Annotated in this window: 15 protein-coding genes; 5 read left to right on the forward strand and 10 right to left on the reverse strand. The window is 36.9% G+C overall.

Annotation, left to right across the window (positions count from 1 at the left end):
• Positions 1-15: 15 nt before the first annotated feature.
• Both BALOs_RS08465 and fusA read right to left on the reverse strand, forming a co-directional pair.
• Positions 16-531 carry a hypothetical protein gene (locus BALOs_RS08465; protein ID WP_120404901.1) on the reverse strand — a complete coding sequence of 172 codons (516 nt, stop codon included), beginning with the start codon at positions 529-531 and terminating at the stop codon, positions 16-18.
• A gap of 326 nt (positions 532-857) precedes the next feature.
• Complete coding sequence (gene fusA, locus BALOs_RS08470; RefSeq protein WP_115362973.1) at positions 858-3,023, reverse strand: elongation factor G; 2,166 nt, start codon at positions 3,021-3,023, stop codon at positions 858-860.
• Between the two features lie 255 nt (positions 3,024-3,278).
• On the opposite strand from fusA, the gene BALOs_RS08475 reads away from it, so the two are divergent.
• The gene (locus BALOs_RS08475) at positions 3,279-3,974 is read left to right on the forward strand and encodes a hypothetical protein (protein WP_120404902.1); all 696 of its coding nucleotides are present in this window, start codon (positions 3,279-3,281) and stop codon (positions 3,972-3,974) included.
• A gap of 409 nt (positions 3,975-4,383) precedes the next feature.
• Here BALOs_RS08475 and BALOs_RS08480 read toward each other — a convergent pair whose 3' ends face one another.
• A complete protein-coding gene (locus BALOs_RS08480) occupies positions 4,384-4,806 on the reverse strand; it encodes a hypothetical protein (protein WP_240406471.1) in 423 nt (140 codons plus the stop codon).
• 163 nt (positions 4,807-4,969) lie between these two features.
• Between BALOs_RS08480 and BALOs_RS08485 the strand changes: the two genes are divergently transcribed.
• The 3 genes from BALOs_RS08485 (at position 4,970) to BALOs_RS08495 (ending at position 7,467) form a co-directional block, all read left to right on the forward strand.
• Complete coding sequence (locus tag BALOs_RS08485) at positions 4,970-5,605, forward strand: MarC family protein (protein WP_120404904.1); 636 nt, start codon at positions 4,970-4,972, stop codon at positions 5,603-5,605.
• 70 nt (positions 5,606-5,675) lie between these two features.
• Entirely contained in the window at positions 5,676-7,013 is a 1,338-nt protein-coding gene (locus BALOs_RS08490; RefSeq protein WP_120404905.1) for a D-alanyl-D-alanine carboxypeptidase, read from the forward strand.
• Positions 7,006-7,467 carry an ankyrin repeat domain-containing protein gene (locus BALOs_RS08495; RefSeq protein WP_120404906.1) on the forward strand — a complete coding sequence of 154 codons (462 nt, stop codon included), beginning with the start codon at positions 7,006-7,008 and terminating at the stop codon, positions 7,465-7,467. Before BALOs_RS08490 ends, BALOs_RS08495 begins: the two co-directional genes overlap by 8 nt.
• Before the next feature lie 302 nt (positions 7,468-7,769).
• On the opposite strand, the gene BALOs_RS08500 is transcribed toward BALOs_RS08495, so the two are convergent.
• From BALOs_RS08500 to cdaA, 7 genes are all read right to left on the reverse strand, one after another.
• Positions 7,770-8,924, reverse strand: a complete 1,155-nt coding sequence (locus tag BALOs_RS08500) for a cysteine desulfurase family protein (protein ID WP_120404907.1) — start codon at positions 8,922-8,924, stop codon at positions 7,770-7,772.
• Positions 8,908-9,471 carry an Rrf2 family transcriptional regulator gene (locus BALOs_RS08505; RefSeq protein ID WP_115362987.1) on the reverse strand — a complete coding sequence of 188 codons (564 nt, stop codon included), beginning with the start codon at positions 9,469-9,471 and terminating at the stop codon, positions 8,908-8,910. The genes BALOs_RS08500 and BALOs_RS08505 overlap by 17 nt, the downstream gene beginning before the upstream one ends.
• A gap of 320 nt (positions 9,472-9,791) precedes the next feature.
• Positions 9,792-10,247: a tRNA (adenosine(37)-N6)-threonylcarbamoyltransferase complex ATPase subunit type 1 TsaE gene (locus BALOs_RS08510; protein WP_158536898.1), complete on the reverse strand. Its 456-nt coding sequence runs from the start codon at positions 10,245-10,247 to the stop codon at positions 9,792-9,794.
• Between the two features lie 76 nt (positions 10,248-10,323).
• Positions 10,324-11,088, reverse strand: a complete 765-nt coding sequence (locus tag BALOs_RS08515; RefSeq protein ID WP_120404908.1) for a pyridoxine 5'-phosphate synthase — start codon at positions 11,086-11,088, stop codon at positions 10,324-10,326.
• Positions 11,088-12,452 (reverse strand): phosphoglucosamine mutase, encoded by a 1,365-nt coding sequence (glmM, locus tag BALOs_RS08520; protein WP_115362993.1) that lies wholly within the window; start codon positions 12,450-12,452, stop codon positions 11,088-11,090. The genes BALOs_RS08515 and glmM overlap by 1 nt, the downstream gene beginning before the upstream one ends.
• A 1-nt stretch (position 12,453) precedes the next feature.
• A complete protein-coding gene (locus BALOs_RS08525) occupies positions 12,454-13,386 on the reverse strand; it encodes a YbbR-like domain-containing protein (protein WP_120404909.1) in 933 nt (310 codons plus the stop codon).
• Between the two features lie 2 nt (positions 13,387-13,388).
• Positions 13,389-14,195 (reverse strand): diadenylate cyclase CdaA, encoded by an 807-nt coding sequence (cdaA, locus tag BALOs_RS08530; protein ID WP_115362997.1) that lies wholly within the window; start codon positions 14,193-14,195, stop codon positions 13,389-13,391.
• A 47-nt stretch (positions 14,196-14,242) separates the two neighbouring features.
• On the opposite strand from cdaA, the gene BALOs_RS08535 reads away from it, so the two are divergent.
• Complete coding sequence (locus tag BALOs_RS08535; protein ID WP_162929623.1) at positions 14,243-14,662, forward strand: secondary thiamine-phosphate synthase enzyme YjbQ; 420 nt, start codon at positions 14,243-14,245, stop codon at positions 14,660-14,662.
• Positions 14,663-14,683 lie beyond the last annotated feature (21 nt).

Below are 14,683 nucleotides of genomic sequence, written 5' to 3' on the forward strand. Positions count from 1 at the left end.
CCATAATGTAAATATCTAATAATTGAAAGTTACACCGATTGCGTGATTGGTAATTACAGGTGTAATGAGATTCATGAAGGATATTTGAAAGTCCCTCGACTTGTAAAGACTTATATTGGCCTCTACTCCTGCAATAGGAACAAAGTAGAACGAGCCAATTCTTGAAAAATAGGCACCTTCACTAAAATCAAAACCATCTTCATCAAAGTGATAGAAACCGACAGTAGCATTAAATTCAAGATAACGATTGCTATAGAGATTATAACTTTGTGTCACTCCCCAAATAGGTTCACAATACGAATTCTCACCTACAAGTAGTCCAGTGGACCAGTCATAGTCATAATTGATTCGTAGTGAATGGAGTTCATTATAAATAACGCCGCTGCCTTGAGATAACTCATTACACAGAGGCCTAGCATTAGCACCTGTTGGACGCTGGATATGAGGTGTGATGCCACCAAATATGTAGGTCATATCTAAGGCGCTAGCATTTAGGCTTGCAAGAATGAGTGTAACGATAAGTTTCTTCACACTTCTATAATTGCAATCTAAGTGCCAGAAATTTAACGGATTTATAACTAGATAGGTAGTCTAAACTCTGGCCACTGTTCAATAACTATACGACAGATTTCACATTGCGCCTGAGACAACAAAGCCGGGCGTGAACCCGGCTTGTTGAATTAATTTTGAATTTCAAACGGTGGGCGCTAGACTAGCGCCCCCTTTTACTACGACAACCTTCCCATTGCTCCTGAAAAAAGAACGGCCGGTATAAACCGGCCGTCTTTATTGAAAATCTGAATTTCAAGCTCTGGGAGCAGATTAAAAATTCAATATGCCTTTGGGCATATTAATTTTTAATCCTCATTAGCAAGTTTCTCTTTACGTGCCTTCATAACTTCCTCTTGGATGTTAGATGGACAATCTAGGTAACGAGAAAATTCCATTGTGTATGATGCTTTACCTTGAGACATAGATCTTAGGTCATTTGAGTAACCAAACATTTCTGAAAGTGGTACCTCAGCATTGATGATAACTTCTCCACCTGGATCAGTTTCTGAACCTTGGATCATCCCTCTTCTTGAAGAAAGGTCACCAATTACAGAACCTTGGAATTCATCTGGAGTTGTAACTTCAACTTTCATAACTGGCTCTAGAAGAACTGGTTGTGCTTTGTTGATAGCTTGTCTCATCGCTTGTCTAGAAGCAATACGGAATGCCATATCAGAAGAGTCAACGTCGTGTGACTTACCGTCTCTTAGGAAGATTTCGCAGTTAATAACTGGGAATGCAGCAAGAGGACCTTTGTCCATAACGTCTTGGAAACCTTTTTCACAGGCACCGATGAATTCGTTAGGAATTGATCCACCTTTAATTTCGTTATTGAACTTAAATACTTGATCTTCTTTATCCTTATCTTCTTCAGCAAGTGGCTTAAGTAGACCAACAACTTGACCGAATTGACCAGAACCACCAGTTTGCTTCTTGTGAGTGTAATCAAAAGCTGCTTCAGTTCTGATTGTTTCACGGTAGTTAACCTGTGGAGCACCAACTTCTACGTTAGCACCGAACTCACGCTTAAGTCTCTCTACGTAGATCTCAAGGTGTAGCTCACCCATACCAGCGATACGTGTCTCACCTGATTCTTCATCAGTGTATACGTGGAAAGTCGGGTCTTCTTTAAGGAATTTTGCAAGACCTTTAGACATTTTAGCTTGCTCGTTCTTATCCTTACAAGAAATCGATAGCTCGATAACTGGGATTGGAACGTGAATACCTTCTAGTGATAGGTTCATGTTATCGTCGTTACCAACGAAAGTATCCCCTGATGCACAGTCGATACCAACGATAGCGATGATGTCACCAGCGTGAGCTGAATCGATATTCTCTCTATCGTTAGAATTCATACGAACCATACGTCCGATACGAACTTTCTTACCTGTTCTTGTATTGTAAACAGTATCACCTTTATTTAGTGTACCTCTATAGATTCTTGTATAAGTCAGCTGACCGAATTGCTCATCAGTGATCTTGAATGCCATCGCAAGTAGATCTTGTTCTGGATCTGGAGTGATCGTAACTGTTTCTTCAGTTTCTGAATCAACAGCTGTTGGAAGAGCACAAGTAAGTGGTGAAGGAAGGTATCTAGCAACTGCTTCAAGAAGTGCTTGTACACCTTTGTTCTTGAAAGCTGACCCCATGTAAACTGGAGTAAGTTGAAGAGATTGAACACCTTTTTTGATACATAGGTGAAGTTGTTCTTCAGTTGGCTCATTACCTTCTAGGTATGCTTCCATTACGTCATCATCAAATTCAGCAACAGCGTCAACCATTTCAGATCTAAGCTCTTCTACTTTATCCACTAGATCAGCTGGACAGTCTTCGATTCTAACTTTTTCACCGTTATCACCGTCGTAGTACCATGCTTTTCTTGTAATTAGGTCTACAGCACCAACGAATTCGTCTTCTGCACCGATTGGACATTGCATAAGTACAGCATTGTGGTTTAGTTTTTCTTTAAGAGCATCTCTACCATTGAATGCATTCGCTCCCATACGGTCCATCTTGTTTAAGAAAGCCATTCTAGGAACGTTATATCTTTTCATCTGTCTATCAACTGTAATTGACTGTGACTGAACACCAGAAACAGAACAAAGAACAAGGATAGCACCATCAAGAACACGTAGTGATCTTTCAACCTCAACTGTGAAGTCAACGTGACCCGGAGTATCAATGATATTTACACGAGTATCTTTATCGATACCATCAGCAAATGTCGTACCTTTACCTTCGATACCTTTCCAGTGAACTGTCGTTGCAGCAGATGTAATTGTAATACCTTTTTCCTTCTCAAGTTCCATGTGGTCCATAGTTGCACCAGCACCACCACCACGAACATCTTCGATTTTGTGGATCATGTCACAATAGAAAAGGATACGCTCTGTAAGAGTTGTCTTACCAGAGTCGATGTGAGCCGAGATACCAATGTTTCTCGTTTTCGCCATCAATTTGTTGTTAACCATTCTTAACTCCGTTTTGAGGTTGTTAATATTTTAAAAGAGTCCAAATAAATATGGATGTCCAAATTTACAGATACCTTAAATACAAAATAATCAGTGTTGCATATTAGAGAAAAAAGCCATTCAAGTCAACGAGTTATAAGGCTTTTTTACGGCCAAAACAAAGAATATTTAAGTATTTATTTTTGATAAAAGCGGTTGACAAAAAATGACGTAGTTCTTAAAAAAATTTTCACACTAAAATTAAGGAATGAACGTATGTCTTCACAGTTAAGCAAACAAGATCTGTACGAATCAGTAAAAACACTAGTTGAAAGCGATGCACAATTAGTACACTTGGCCCAACATAAATTATATACCCTCTTTAGTGTGGCGTTCCAATATATGCTATTTAGATCGACAAAAGAGGCCGGAGCTTACATCATTCGAGTTCAGGATGCGAAGTTGGCGCAAAAGCTTGCTCGTAAGTCAAAAGATGAATCAACGCGTAAATTCTTACAGCAATTACAGATTCCAAGAAAGATCAAATATGGAAAGTCTACTTTCTATTTAGACTTCTTCAATATTGCTAGCTGGAATCTAACGAAGAATCTTAATCCTGCAAATATCAAGGGATCAATTATTGTTCGTGACACGACTGAAGAGTCTCCAGTTAAACAAATCATGGCACTACAAGCAGAAGCGGCAATGAATGAAGCAATCTTAGAAGGACGTGAAGAAGAGGATATCAAAATTGATATTCCAGAGCTTCCTGAAGACTTCTACTTTTCACACTTAGTTGAAGCTTCTCCAAAATCAATCTTTATCGCTTTTGATGAAGTGTTAGAAGAAGGAGTTCTTGAGCCTTTTAACCCGACTGCAATCAACTTCCCTTTTATTAAAAAGGATGTTCAAAAAACAATTTCAGGTGTAACGATTTCAAATGATCTAGATTGGGACAAAATTGATGAGTAGACGCGGCATTGTCTGCCCAAAGGCAGACTATTGGACGCGTCGACAGCTCCCCATTCTTTAGCTAATATACTTAATTCAACAAGCCGGGTTCAAGCCCGGCTTTGTTGCCTCAGGAGCAATGGGAATGCCCACGTAATTTAAGCGATAATTTAGCGCAGCTTACACCACAAACCGGTACGTCGATACTTTTCGACACTTCAATCACATACACAAGACAGTAACAATTGAGCTTAGTTTTAAAGCATCTAATATTAATAAAAGTTATTCTTTTTAGACTTTTGTATTAGGGACCCTACTAATATGCTTCATGTTACATAGAAATAGTTTTCTAGATGATGAAAAAACAAAAATTTAAACATATAACATTATGAAATGTCGAAAAGTATCGACGTACCTATTTTCCTATTTTTTACAGATTACTTAAATTGTAATAGTACTGAGCGACAAAAAATAAAACCGGTGCGATTGGAAAAACAAACAAAGAAACTGTAATCGAAACGAGTCGATTGGAGAAGAATTTTAATACATACTTATTTTTAGCAACTCTTGTATATTCACTTGAAATAAAACCAGGACAAAGAACAAGAAATGCGGCCAAGAAAAGTTGTCCTATAATTGGTATCATCATTGTTCCATGAGCAAGCAATATATACTCTGGCATGAATCTACCGAATATATCTCTAGTTCTTCTAACAAATGAACTGATTAGAATATAGAAAGTAAAGCATATTAAAATAGCAAACAAGACCTCTCCAGACGGTGACATAGAAAGCCCTCCTTTATCACCAGGAAAAGCAGCAATAGGCCCGAAGATTACAATTGGAGTCATCACTATTGGAAAGATAAGCCCAAATATCAGAAACTCTTTTCGCGCTCCATGCCCTCTGAATGTTAAAAAGTCTAGAATCACGTCTCACCCAAAATTAGTTTATAAAATTATAACATACGTAAAGATTCTAACTTGAATATTTATTGAAAGCAGTCATAATCTAGATATGAAAACTGCTCACATGATCTCATTCTTTGTTGCCCTTCTCTCTGTTGTTAATCCAATTGGAGCACTCCCAATGTTTATGGGACTGACAAAGAATCTTTCAAAGACTCAAAGAAAGAGTATGGTGCGAGTTTGTTCCATTGCCGTCTTTGTTACTCTTGTAATCTCTCTATTTATTGGAAAGAAAATCCTAAGCTTCTTTGGCATATCAATAGGGGCCTTTACTGTAGGAGGAGGTATACTTATTTTCTCTATGGCAACTTCCATGATCAATGCAAAAGACGTTGAATCTAAACTTACGCAAGATGAAATGGATGACGATTCAATTCGTGAAATTGGAATAGTACCTTTGGCCATTCCACTTCTTGCTGGACCAGGGGCCATATCAACGACTATCATCTACGCGCAAAAACTGACGTCTCCAATTGACTGGGCCTTAAGTATTCCGATCCTACTTCTTGCCGTTCTATGTATCTACATTGCTCTGATCAATGCGAATACAATTAGTGAAAAAGTTGGCCAACTTGGTGTTAATGTAACAACACGTGTCATGGGGCTCTTTCTCCTGGCCATGTCTGTTGAAATGATAACAAATGGATTGGCATCAATTCTACCAATTCTAAAAGCACAACTTTAAGAAAATCTTAATAACGCACAAAGACATCAGCTCTTGACCGAAGAGACCAAATTACCTAGAATCCCCCTTCATGAATTCGTTCAAACTTATATCCATTTTCCTTTTTGCCATTAGTGTAAATGCTAATATCCACAATGGGATTGCCAATAAATGGTTAGAGCTCTCTAAAGAATTTGGCCTTGATAGCAAGGAGCATGGATTTTGCTATCTCTACAATGGAGAAATATACGGAAAAACGGCCCATCTAAAAGCGAGGCTAGCATCCACTTCAAAACCTCTAACAAGTCTTATGGCCTTAAAAACACAAGGCCCAAACTATGAGCATCAAACAGAAGTCATTTCCGATGGAAGAAATATACATCTTATTGGATCTGATGATGGCATGTTTAACGAAGATAAAATCTTCTATCTCATAGGCAGATTAAATGCTTTTGGAATAACAGAACTAGATAATTTAAGTTTTGATAACTACACTCCAATATTTGCAATTGCCCTATACTCACGCATGAGTATGAGCGAAGCGTGGTATTCAAAAGAATATAATATTGAGCAACTTGAAGAATATTTCAATTTAGATACTAATAAGGACATTCAATCGAGACTAAGAAGATTTCTAAAAAATACTCCGGTTGAAATACTTAACGAGCTTGGAATCTCTTCAAGATATTCTGATTACAAAATGAGTACTAAAAATGTTTTCTACAGTACAAGAATTCCTTTGATTGATTATAATTACAATTTCACGCTGACTGCTCCAAAACTGCTGACTTATCTTAAGTATCAAAACTCAGTGTCGCATAATTGGCTTGCAGATATAACTTATCGAAGCTTTGGCGCAAGATCATATGGAGACTGGTTTCTAGAAAATTTAGCTGAAGAATCATTTGGAAACGACTACTACCAAAAACGAATTGGATTTAAAGATCAAGAGCCCCATGCACTACTCTACACAGGCTCAGGCCTAGATTCAAAGATCAATGATGAGCGTGTTGATAATTACGCAACTTGTGCCATTATAGTTAAAGCATATGAACAATTAGAGTTAGAATTAGCAGACTATGGTAAAGGACTTAGCGATATATTACCAGTTGCTGGAGTTGATATAGGAACATTGGCCAATCGCTTAAATGCACGTCGAAACCTAGGATCAATAATGGCCAAGACAGGAACTCTAATGAATACAAAGTCTCTAGCAGGTAAGCTAAAGACGAAATCAGGAGATATATTCTTTGGCTTCTTTCATCATGTATATAAGGCCAATGGAAGCGAACAATATAATGCAAAAATTGTTCAAGATCTTATGACAGAATATTTAATTGAAGAATTTGGAGGGGCAAAACCTCTTATCTATAAAAGGCCAAAGCAATTCTTCCCACTAAAATTATCAGAGGCAGTGCTACTTGAATAAACTTACCATTCCACTTGTCATATTTTTTATAGGTCTTGCTACTTATATTTCTCGTAACGGAACAAAGGCCGCTAATACAACGTTCGAGTCTCCTGTTCCTATTGAAATCTCAAGAGAGAGTAGAAAAGAATTAGAGCGCACTAATATAAAAAATCATAGCAATTATAAAAACTTTGATGAGGTCTTAATTGCAAGCCTAGCGATGGAGGATGACGAAGAAGTTATTCATGCATTAAAAGCAGGGGCAAATCCAAATATAATCTTTAATAATCGAAAGTTTACCATGGCAATGGATAAGAGTTTAAATTGTAACCCTAAAATTCTTATGGCCCTAATTGAAGCGGGGGCCGATTTAAATATGAAAGATACTCACAATAAAAGTGCACTTGATTATGCCAAGAGAAATGGAAATGAAGAGTGTATAAATATACTTATTGATTCTGGTGCAAAATAAAAATGGGGCCTTGGCTTGTACTTTAAAAGAAAAGGTAGGATTTTAGAGCAAGAGAAAAAAACAAATTCTTGTTTTTCAGCATGGTCGGTAGAAGTGTTAAGTGGGACTCTTTTTAAAGAACCAAGGCCATCCAACCATTGATACTTTAATTAAAGCAATGCACGTGCCAACTTTTGAACTGATTCACTCAAGTAAATTCAAATAGTTAATCGAGGTGCATAATGCGTCCTGAGGTCAAAATGAACTCATTTCAAAATAGTTCCTTGATGTCAAAGCGCACATTGCGGCGCATCATGCGGAGATTATTTTAGAAATTTAGATAGAACAGGATCTAGCTTTTGAATGATCTCACTAGAGCTTTCTGTGAACGGAGAAAGAGATAATCGTAGAACATTAGTCGAAGAAATATCATCTAATCCATAGGCTTTTGCCACTCGAGAAGGCTTTATAATACCAGAAGCACATGCTGAGCCACTTGATCCGCAGATACCGGCCATATCAAGTGCCATCATAAGGGTATTAATATCTCGCTCACCTATACTAAAGAAGATTGTCGTGGCATTACGGCCTTTAGCATTAGCACCAATTACCGTAATCTCATTTTTGAAGTTTTCTAATAACCATTTTTCAATTTCGACTTTGGCATTATTTACTTTATCGTAATCAAATTTTTCAAGATTGTATTCAAGAGCTAGCTTAATAGTATTTGTACCAAATGCATTCTCCGTTCCCGAACGCATGGCCTTCTGTTGACCGCCTCCACGTATAAGTGGAGTCCAATTAGACTTTGTCGAGATAAGGGTAAAGCCAACACTTTTCATGGCACCAAATTTGTGGCCAGAAAATGTATAGTAATCAAGACCTAAAGGAAGCTTTTGCCAATCTTTAACCTTAGAAACAAGTTGAACACAATCAATATGGACAGTTGCACCTGTCTCATTCTTTATCTCCAACACTTCATTTAAATCCCAAACAACACCGCTTTCATTATTTACGTAAGTGAAATTAATAAGCTTATCACCCTCAAGTCCTTTTAAGGCCTTAATAACTTCTTCTTTATTGAAGTCACCATCCTTAGTATTTAAAACTTGAAACGTACCACCTAATATTTCTACGTGCTCTCTTTGATTGACCATACTAGAATGATCGCTATCAAAGCATAGAACATGAAATGGCCTCTTTGCTTTTAATGAATTGAAGCTAAAGCCTTTTACAACACTATTAATGGCCTCTGTTGCACCTGAGTGAAAGAAGACATCGTATTCCCTAGCATTAAAAGTTGATTGAATTGTATCAATTGTTGCATTGATAAGAGATTTCGACTTTCTACCTAATTGATGGGTAGAGGCCGGATTACCAAAGCATGCGGCCCCCTTAGTGAGCCAATCTTCAACTGGTTTCACTAAGGGGGCCGTAGCATTATAATCTAGATAAAGACAATTATTGATTAATTTCACCTAAGCCTGATCTGATTCCTGAAGCGTACTCGCTAAATGCACTTTCTGTAGATGTGCTTTGAGTTTGAGCTTCAACTGTTTGTGAAGGTTGCTCATTAGTGCGCTCTTCGTTACCTCTTACTTCAGACTCAACCTCACCTGATTTTCTAATAAGGTCACCTAAAGAAGTTGTCGATAGGTATTCGCTCATAATGAAACCAAGGTTTTGGAAATAATTCTTTGATAAGTGGAACTCTACTGTATTTGCTTGTTCAGCTTCTGTTCCAAGAATATCCTTAGCAGGGTTGATGTTTTCACCAACACATTCAAGAACATCTTTAATTGTAATTTCTTCCATCGAACGAGCAAGAACATAACCACCACCTGGTCCTCTTACAGACTTAACTGCTTGACCATTTCTTAGCTTTCTAAAAAGCTGCTCAAGATAGTGTAGTGAAATGTTTTGTCTTTCTGAAATTTCCTGTAGTCTAACAGGGTTACCGTTGCTGTTTGTAGTTAGATCAAGCATTGCTCTAACTGCGTAGCGTCCTTTCGAAGTGAGTCTCATTGGTCTTCCTCCATAAATCCAAATGTTAAATAAAAAATTAGTTTTTTATACTTTAAGCAAGTGTGTGCTAATCAGGAGTCGCTTTCCATGCTATCCTTTCCTTGAAAGACCTTATCTATAAAATCTTTCTTCCTAAATATTATGTCAGCCCATCAGACTTAAAGTCAACTCGATTTAATCAATTATTATGAAAAAATATTTTTCATTTAATATATCTATAGAAAGCTAATAAATTCAGATACTTGAAGGCAAAAAAGAGGCAAGTAAATCTATTTAAAAACAGACTTACTCGGTTATTTCTGCCCACTTGTTAGAAGATGTTAAAAAATAATTTTTTTCAGAAAGTAGTTTCTTGAGGCTTCATCGTGTCCATCTTTAACTTCATTGCTTTCAATGTCTAATTGAAAATAATGGAAATCATCTGAGAGTTCACGATAAATATCACGAATATAGTCTTTTCCCCATTCTACTAGAAAGTACTTCTTCTCTTCTAAGTACATAGGAAGTTCTAAATGCATGATCTCTTCTGCTGTTTCAAGACGATAGAAGTCAGCATGGACAACTTCTCCGCAATCATTGATTAGAGAATATGTTGGAGATCCAGAATTATCTTCACCAAGAAAAATATTTGTAAAAGTTGTCTTACCTGCACCAACTGGCCCATTTAAAACAACGATTGCTGGCTCTTTTAATGATTCTTTTAATTCGACAATAATATTTGAAATATCGCTTTGGTAAACTTTCTTCCAATGTCTAACGTCTTTGTAGTCAAACAACGGTTTCTCCTTAAAATTCATTTAAGAATATTTTCAACGATTAAAATTTTTAAAGCAACGAAAGGAAAAGCATTCCTTACTTAATTGGATGGTTTCTAAACAAATTAAGCATATCAGAAGTCACATTAGCTATTCCGCTAAAGACGGCCTGAGATACAATCCAGTGACCAATATTATATTCAACAAATAAACCCTGCTCTAAAAGAGGTTTTACACTCTCCATCGTAAGGCCATGACCAGCATGGAAGGAAACCCCACTATCTTCAAGATAATTGAAGCATTGAACATATTTTTCTAAATGAGGATTTAAGTCACCTTCTTTTAAAAAGTCGATTGCATAAGCACCTGTGTGAATTTCTACAGCATCGGCCTTCAAGTCAATACATCTTTGCATTACTTTAGTATCAGCTTCTACAAAGAGTGAAATTTTCGTATTTGGTGTCTTTTCGCGAAGATAATTCATTGAATCTTGTACCTTAGAAAAGTTATCACTCAATAGATCAAGACCACCTTCAGTTGTCTTCTCTTCCCTTTTTTCAGGAACAAGACAAATCCACTCTGGCCTAAAGTCTGCTGCTATCTCAACAATCTCTTTGGCACATCCTATTTCTAGATTAAGTGGTTTTTCATAGCGTTTTGTTACGGCCATAACACTTGTTAAGTCAGTATCTTGAATATGTCTTCGATCTTCTCTTAGGTGGATTGTAATTTGATCCGCACCGGCCTTTAATACATGAGCAGCTGCATCGGCAACGCTTGGATAACCTTCATCGCGTTGTTGTCTTAACGTTGCAACATGATCAATATTAACACCTAATCTAGCTATATTCTTTGTACTCATTACGCTATTTCCTTTTTAAGAGCGGCAACCAGACGATCACATACCGCTTCAATTAGAGCACTGCTCTTTCCTTCAACCATTACTCGAGCAAGAGGCTCTGTTCCTGAATAACGGAAAATAACACGCCCTTCATTTCCAAGCTCTTCCTCACAAGCTCTTAATTCTTTTTCAAAGCCAGGCATCTCTTCAATGCTTTTCTTTTGAGAAACTGAAACATTCTTAAGGATTTGAGGATATAATTCAATTTCTTCAGAAAGTTCATTTATTGATTTCTTAAAGTAAAAAGTTGCTTCTATGGCCTTAAGTGCAGCAAGTGTTCCATCCCCTGTCGTTGCATGCTCTAGGAAGATGATGTGACCAGAAGGCTCACCACCTAAAAGGGCATTTTCGCTCTTCATATATTCCATGATATAGCGATCACCAACTTTAGTGCGATGAAAGTTAAGGCCAAGTTTCTTCAGATAATTCTCAAGTCCTAAGTTCGACATTATTGTACCAACAACAGTGTCTCCCTTTTTTAGTTTACCTTGATCAAGAAGTAACTTAGCAAAAATTCCAATTAGTCGGTCACCATCAATTAATCCACCGTTCTTATCAATCACCTGAATACGATCAGCATCACCATCAAGACAGAAGCCAATGTCAGCACGAAGCTTTACAACTTCATTTGCAGCCTCTGAAGGATGAAGACTTCCACAATTTAAATTAATATTTTCACCGTTTGGATTTACTCCAATTGAAAAAACTTCTGCTCCAAGCTCACTCATAACAAGAGGAGCGACTTTATAACTAGCACCATTGGCACTATCTACAACGACTCTCATTCCTGTAAGGTCACATTCTTCAGCGATTGCTGATTTCACGTGAACAACGTATCGCCCTTCAACACCTTCTAACCTCTTAGCACGGCCAATTTCACCACCAACCTTTGGCGGGATAAGCTTAGGATTTAATACTAGTTCTTCAAGCTCAAGCTCAACTTCATCAGGAAGCTTAAAACCATGAGCATCAAATATTTTAATTCCATTATCATCAAAATCATTATGAGAGGCCGAGATCATAATTCCAGCATCTGCTCTCATGGAAGTCGTAACAAAAGCCACGCCAGGAGTTGGAAGAGGTCCCGTAAAAATAACTCGTCCACCTTGAGAAAGTACTCCAGCAGAGAAAGCTTGTTCAATCATATAGCAGCTTAAACGAGTATCTTTTCCGATAATGATTAGAGGTGCTTTCTTATTTTCATTTTTCTTTTGAAAATAAAATGTTACTGCACGGCCTAGTGCCGTTGCGATCTCAGGAACCATTGGGTAAATATTAGCTTTTCCTCTAATTCCATCTGTTCCAAATAATTTTCTTTCACTCATTTTAACGACTCACTTTTATTACTTCTGGGTGTATTTTTAATAAGTGCACATCATCCGGGAGTTCGGCCCTTAAACGAATATTTGCACTTTTACCCATATCTGCAGGAATATCTGCATAAATCTTTATATCACTTTCTTTAATTTTATCATTTCCTGTCTTTAATACATCTAGGGAAACTTTTCTCACTCGAGAGCGAAATTTAATATTAGGTGCGACAAAAAGAATAGGAATATTCTTTAATGTTAAATTGGCTTTTTGCGGCCTAATATCATATTTAAACTTTACGATATTCTTTTCCCCGTATCTTAAGAAGTCTGGCAGCTCTTCAAGTTCAACTTGGGCCTCACCTTGTCCAGTGTACTCAGATAGATCAATCATACGAGTTTTAACAAGCCCTACTCCTCGCATAATATCTCTTGCTCCTTCAATTCTAACTTTAGAAGGCTGAACATCGGCCGAAATAAGCTTCAAGTCCTTCGGGAGATTATTTGTATAATTTAATTTTACTGGGACATTCTTATAAATGAGTTTATCAAGGTTTATGGTTACATATTTTGGAGAAATTTCTACAACTTCAACACCAAAAGGGACAACCAGATCACTATCCTTAATCGTATACTTTATTCTTTTAGTATTGCGCTTTACCTTCAATTTCTTCAAATCAATTTGAAACTTTAAATGATCATCACCATGAAAGTCCTTTAAAAAGGCCCTTGCACCTTTTAGTTTGACATGAATCTCTTTTGCAGAAACAGATGTAACATCAACACTTGTTGCAGGAAGCACACTTAGATTATAGATCCTCTCAGTTTCAATTGGCTCAGAGTTTACAACGTAGAACCATAGAAAAACGGCCAGCGCTAAACTTGTTAGGATAAGAAATTGGTTTTGTAAGAATTCAAATAGTCGACTATTTTCAATTTTACGTAACATCTCTAAACTCCCTGTCCTGTAAGATGAGTTTGTGAATCAAGCCTTTTACCTGACCAAGCTTTCTTAAGAAGTACACGTAATTCGTTTTCGTTATGACAATATAAGAACTCTCCATTATAGCAAAGTTTGATTTTTCCAGTCTCTTCACTAACGATAATTACAATAGCATCTGAAACTTCTGAGATACCAAGAGCGGCCCTGTGGCGTGTACCAAAGTGGCGGTCAATTTCAATATTCTTAGATAGAGGAAGAAAACATCCAGCGGCCAGAATCTTTCCAGCACGTAAAATGATTGCTCCATCATGAAGTGGAGAAATCGTTTGGAAAATTGAATAAATTAAATCAGAGTGAACCTGAGCATCTAAGACAGTTCCAGTGTCGATATAATTTTGTAGTCCATTTTTTCTTTCAACAACAATTAGTGCACCAGTTCTCTCTTTTGATAATGCCGTAACACTTTTTATAACTTCTTCAAGGTCGTAATTAACAGGAGAACGATCGAAGAAGTTAAACATCTTACGTCCAGTACCAACAGTCGCAAGTGCTGCTCTTAATTGATCTTGAAAGATAACGATGAAAATGATGAAAATATAATCAAAAAAGTGTTCTAAAATCCAATTAACAGTGTAGAGATTATAATTAATTCCTAAGAAGTAAAGAATGGCCAAAAAAACCATCCCCAATAATACTTGAATTGCTCTGGTACCTTTTACAATCTTTAATACTTGATAGATCATAAAAGCGACAATTCCCATATCGAAAAAGTCTTTTATACTGAGCTGCTTTAATAGCGTGGAGAATAAAGTCATATATAATTCTTTTATTATTAATAATATTAAATGTTTGGAGTTTAATGATGCCTATAAAAACGCAGATAGTAAACACATCAGGGGAAGGCTTTTATAATATTACAAAAGAAATTCGTCACTGCGCAAAAGAGCTTAACCCACAAGAGCGTGATGGAATCCTTGTTTTACAAATTCAACATACGAGCGCGGCACTATGTGTTAACGAAGCATTTGATCCAAGTGCAAAAGAAGATATGGAAAACTTCTTAAAATATCTTGTTCCAAGAGACTTAAGCTTCATCACACATACGGCAGAAGGCCCAGATGACTCACCTTCACACATGAAGTCTATTCTTATGCAAACAGGACTGACCCTAATTATTGAAGATGGAGAATTTGATATTGGCAGATGGTCGGGCATTTATCTTTGTGAGTTTCGAGATCACAAGCAAGAAAGAAAAGTAAAAGTGAAATTTATAGAGGGATAAATAACAAAGGCCTCATAAAGA

Origin of the sequence: Halobacteriovorax sp. BALOs_7 (genome assembly GCF_003612895.1) — a bacterium.
GTDB lineage: Bacteria > Bdellovibrionota > Bacteriovoracia > Bacteriovoracales > Bacteriovoracaceae > Halobacteriovorax_A > Halobacteriovorax_A vibrionivorans.

Excerpts from the sequence above, each read along its gene's own strand:
- cdaA (WP_115362997.1), bottom strand. The coding sequence starts at position 14,195 with ATGACTTTATTCTCCACGCTATTAAAGCAGCTCAGTATAAAAGACTTT.
- BALOs_RS08525 (WP_120404909.1), bottom strand. The coding sequence starts at position 13,386 with ATGTTACGTAAAATTGAAAATAGTCGACTATTTGAATTCTTACAAAAC.
- glmM (WP_115362993.1), bottom strand. The coding sequence starts at position 12,452 with ATGAGTGAAAGAAAATTATTTGGAACAGATGGAATTAGAGGAAAAGCT.
- BALOs_RS08490 (WP_120404905.1), top strand. The coding sequence starts at position 5,676 with ATGAATTCGTTCAAACTTATATCCATTTTCCTTTTTGCCATTAGTGTA.
- fusA (WP_115362973.1), bottom strand. The coding sequence starts at position 3,023 with ATGGTTAACAACAAATTGATGGCGAAAACGAGAAACATTGGTATCTCG.
- BALOs_RS08535 (WP_162929623.1), top strand. The coding sequence starts at position 14,243 with ATGCCTATAAAAACGCAGATAGTAAACACATCAGGGGAAGGCTTTTAT.
- BALOs_RS08485 (WP_120404904.1), top strand. The coding sequence starts at position 4,970 with ATGAAAACTGCTCACATGATCTCATTCTTTGTTGCCCTTCTCTCTGTT.
- BALOs_RS08515 (WP_120404908.1), bottom strand. The coding sequence starts at position 11,088 with ATGAGTACAAAGAATATAGCTAGATTAGGTGTTAATATTGATCATGTT.
- BALOs_RS08475 (WP_120404902.1), top strand. The coding sequence starts at position 3,279 with ATGTCTTCACAGTTAAGCAAACAAGATCTGTACGAATCAGTAAAAACA.
- BALOs_RS08505 (WP_115362987.1), bottom strand. The coding sequence starts at position 9,471 with ATGAGACTCACTTCGAAAGGACGCTACGCAGTTAGAGCAATGCTTGAT.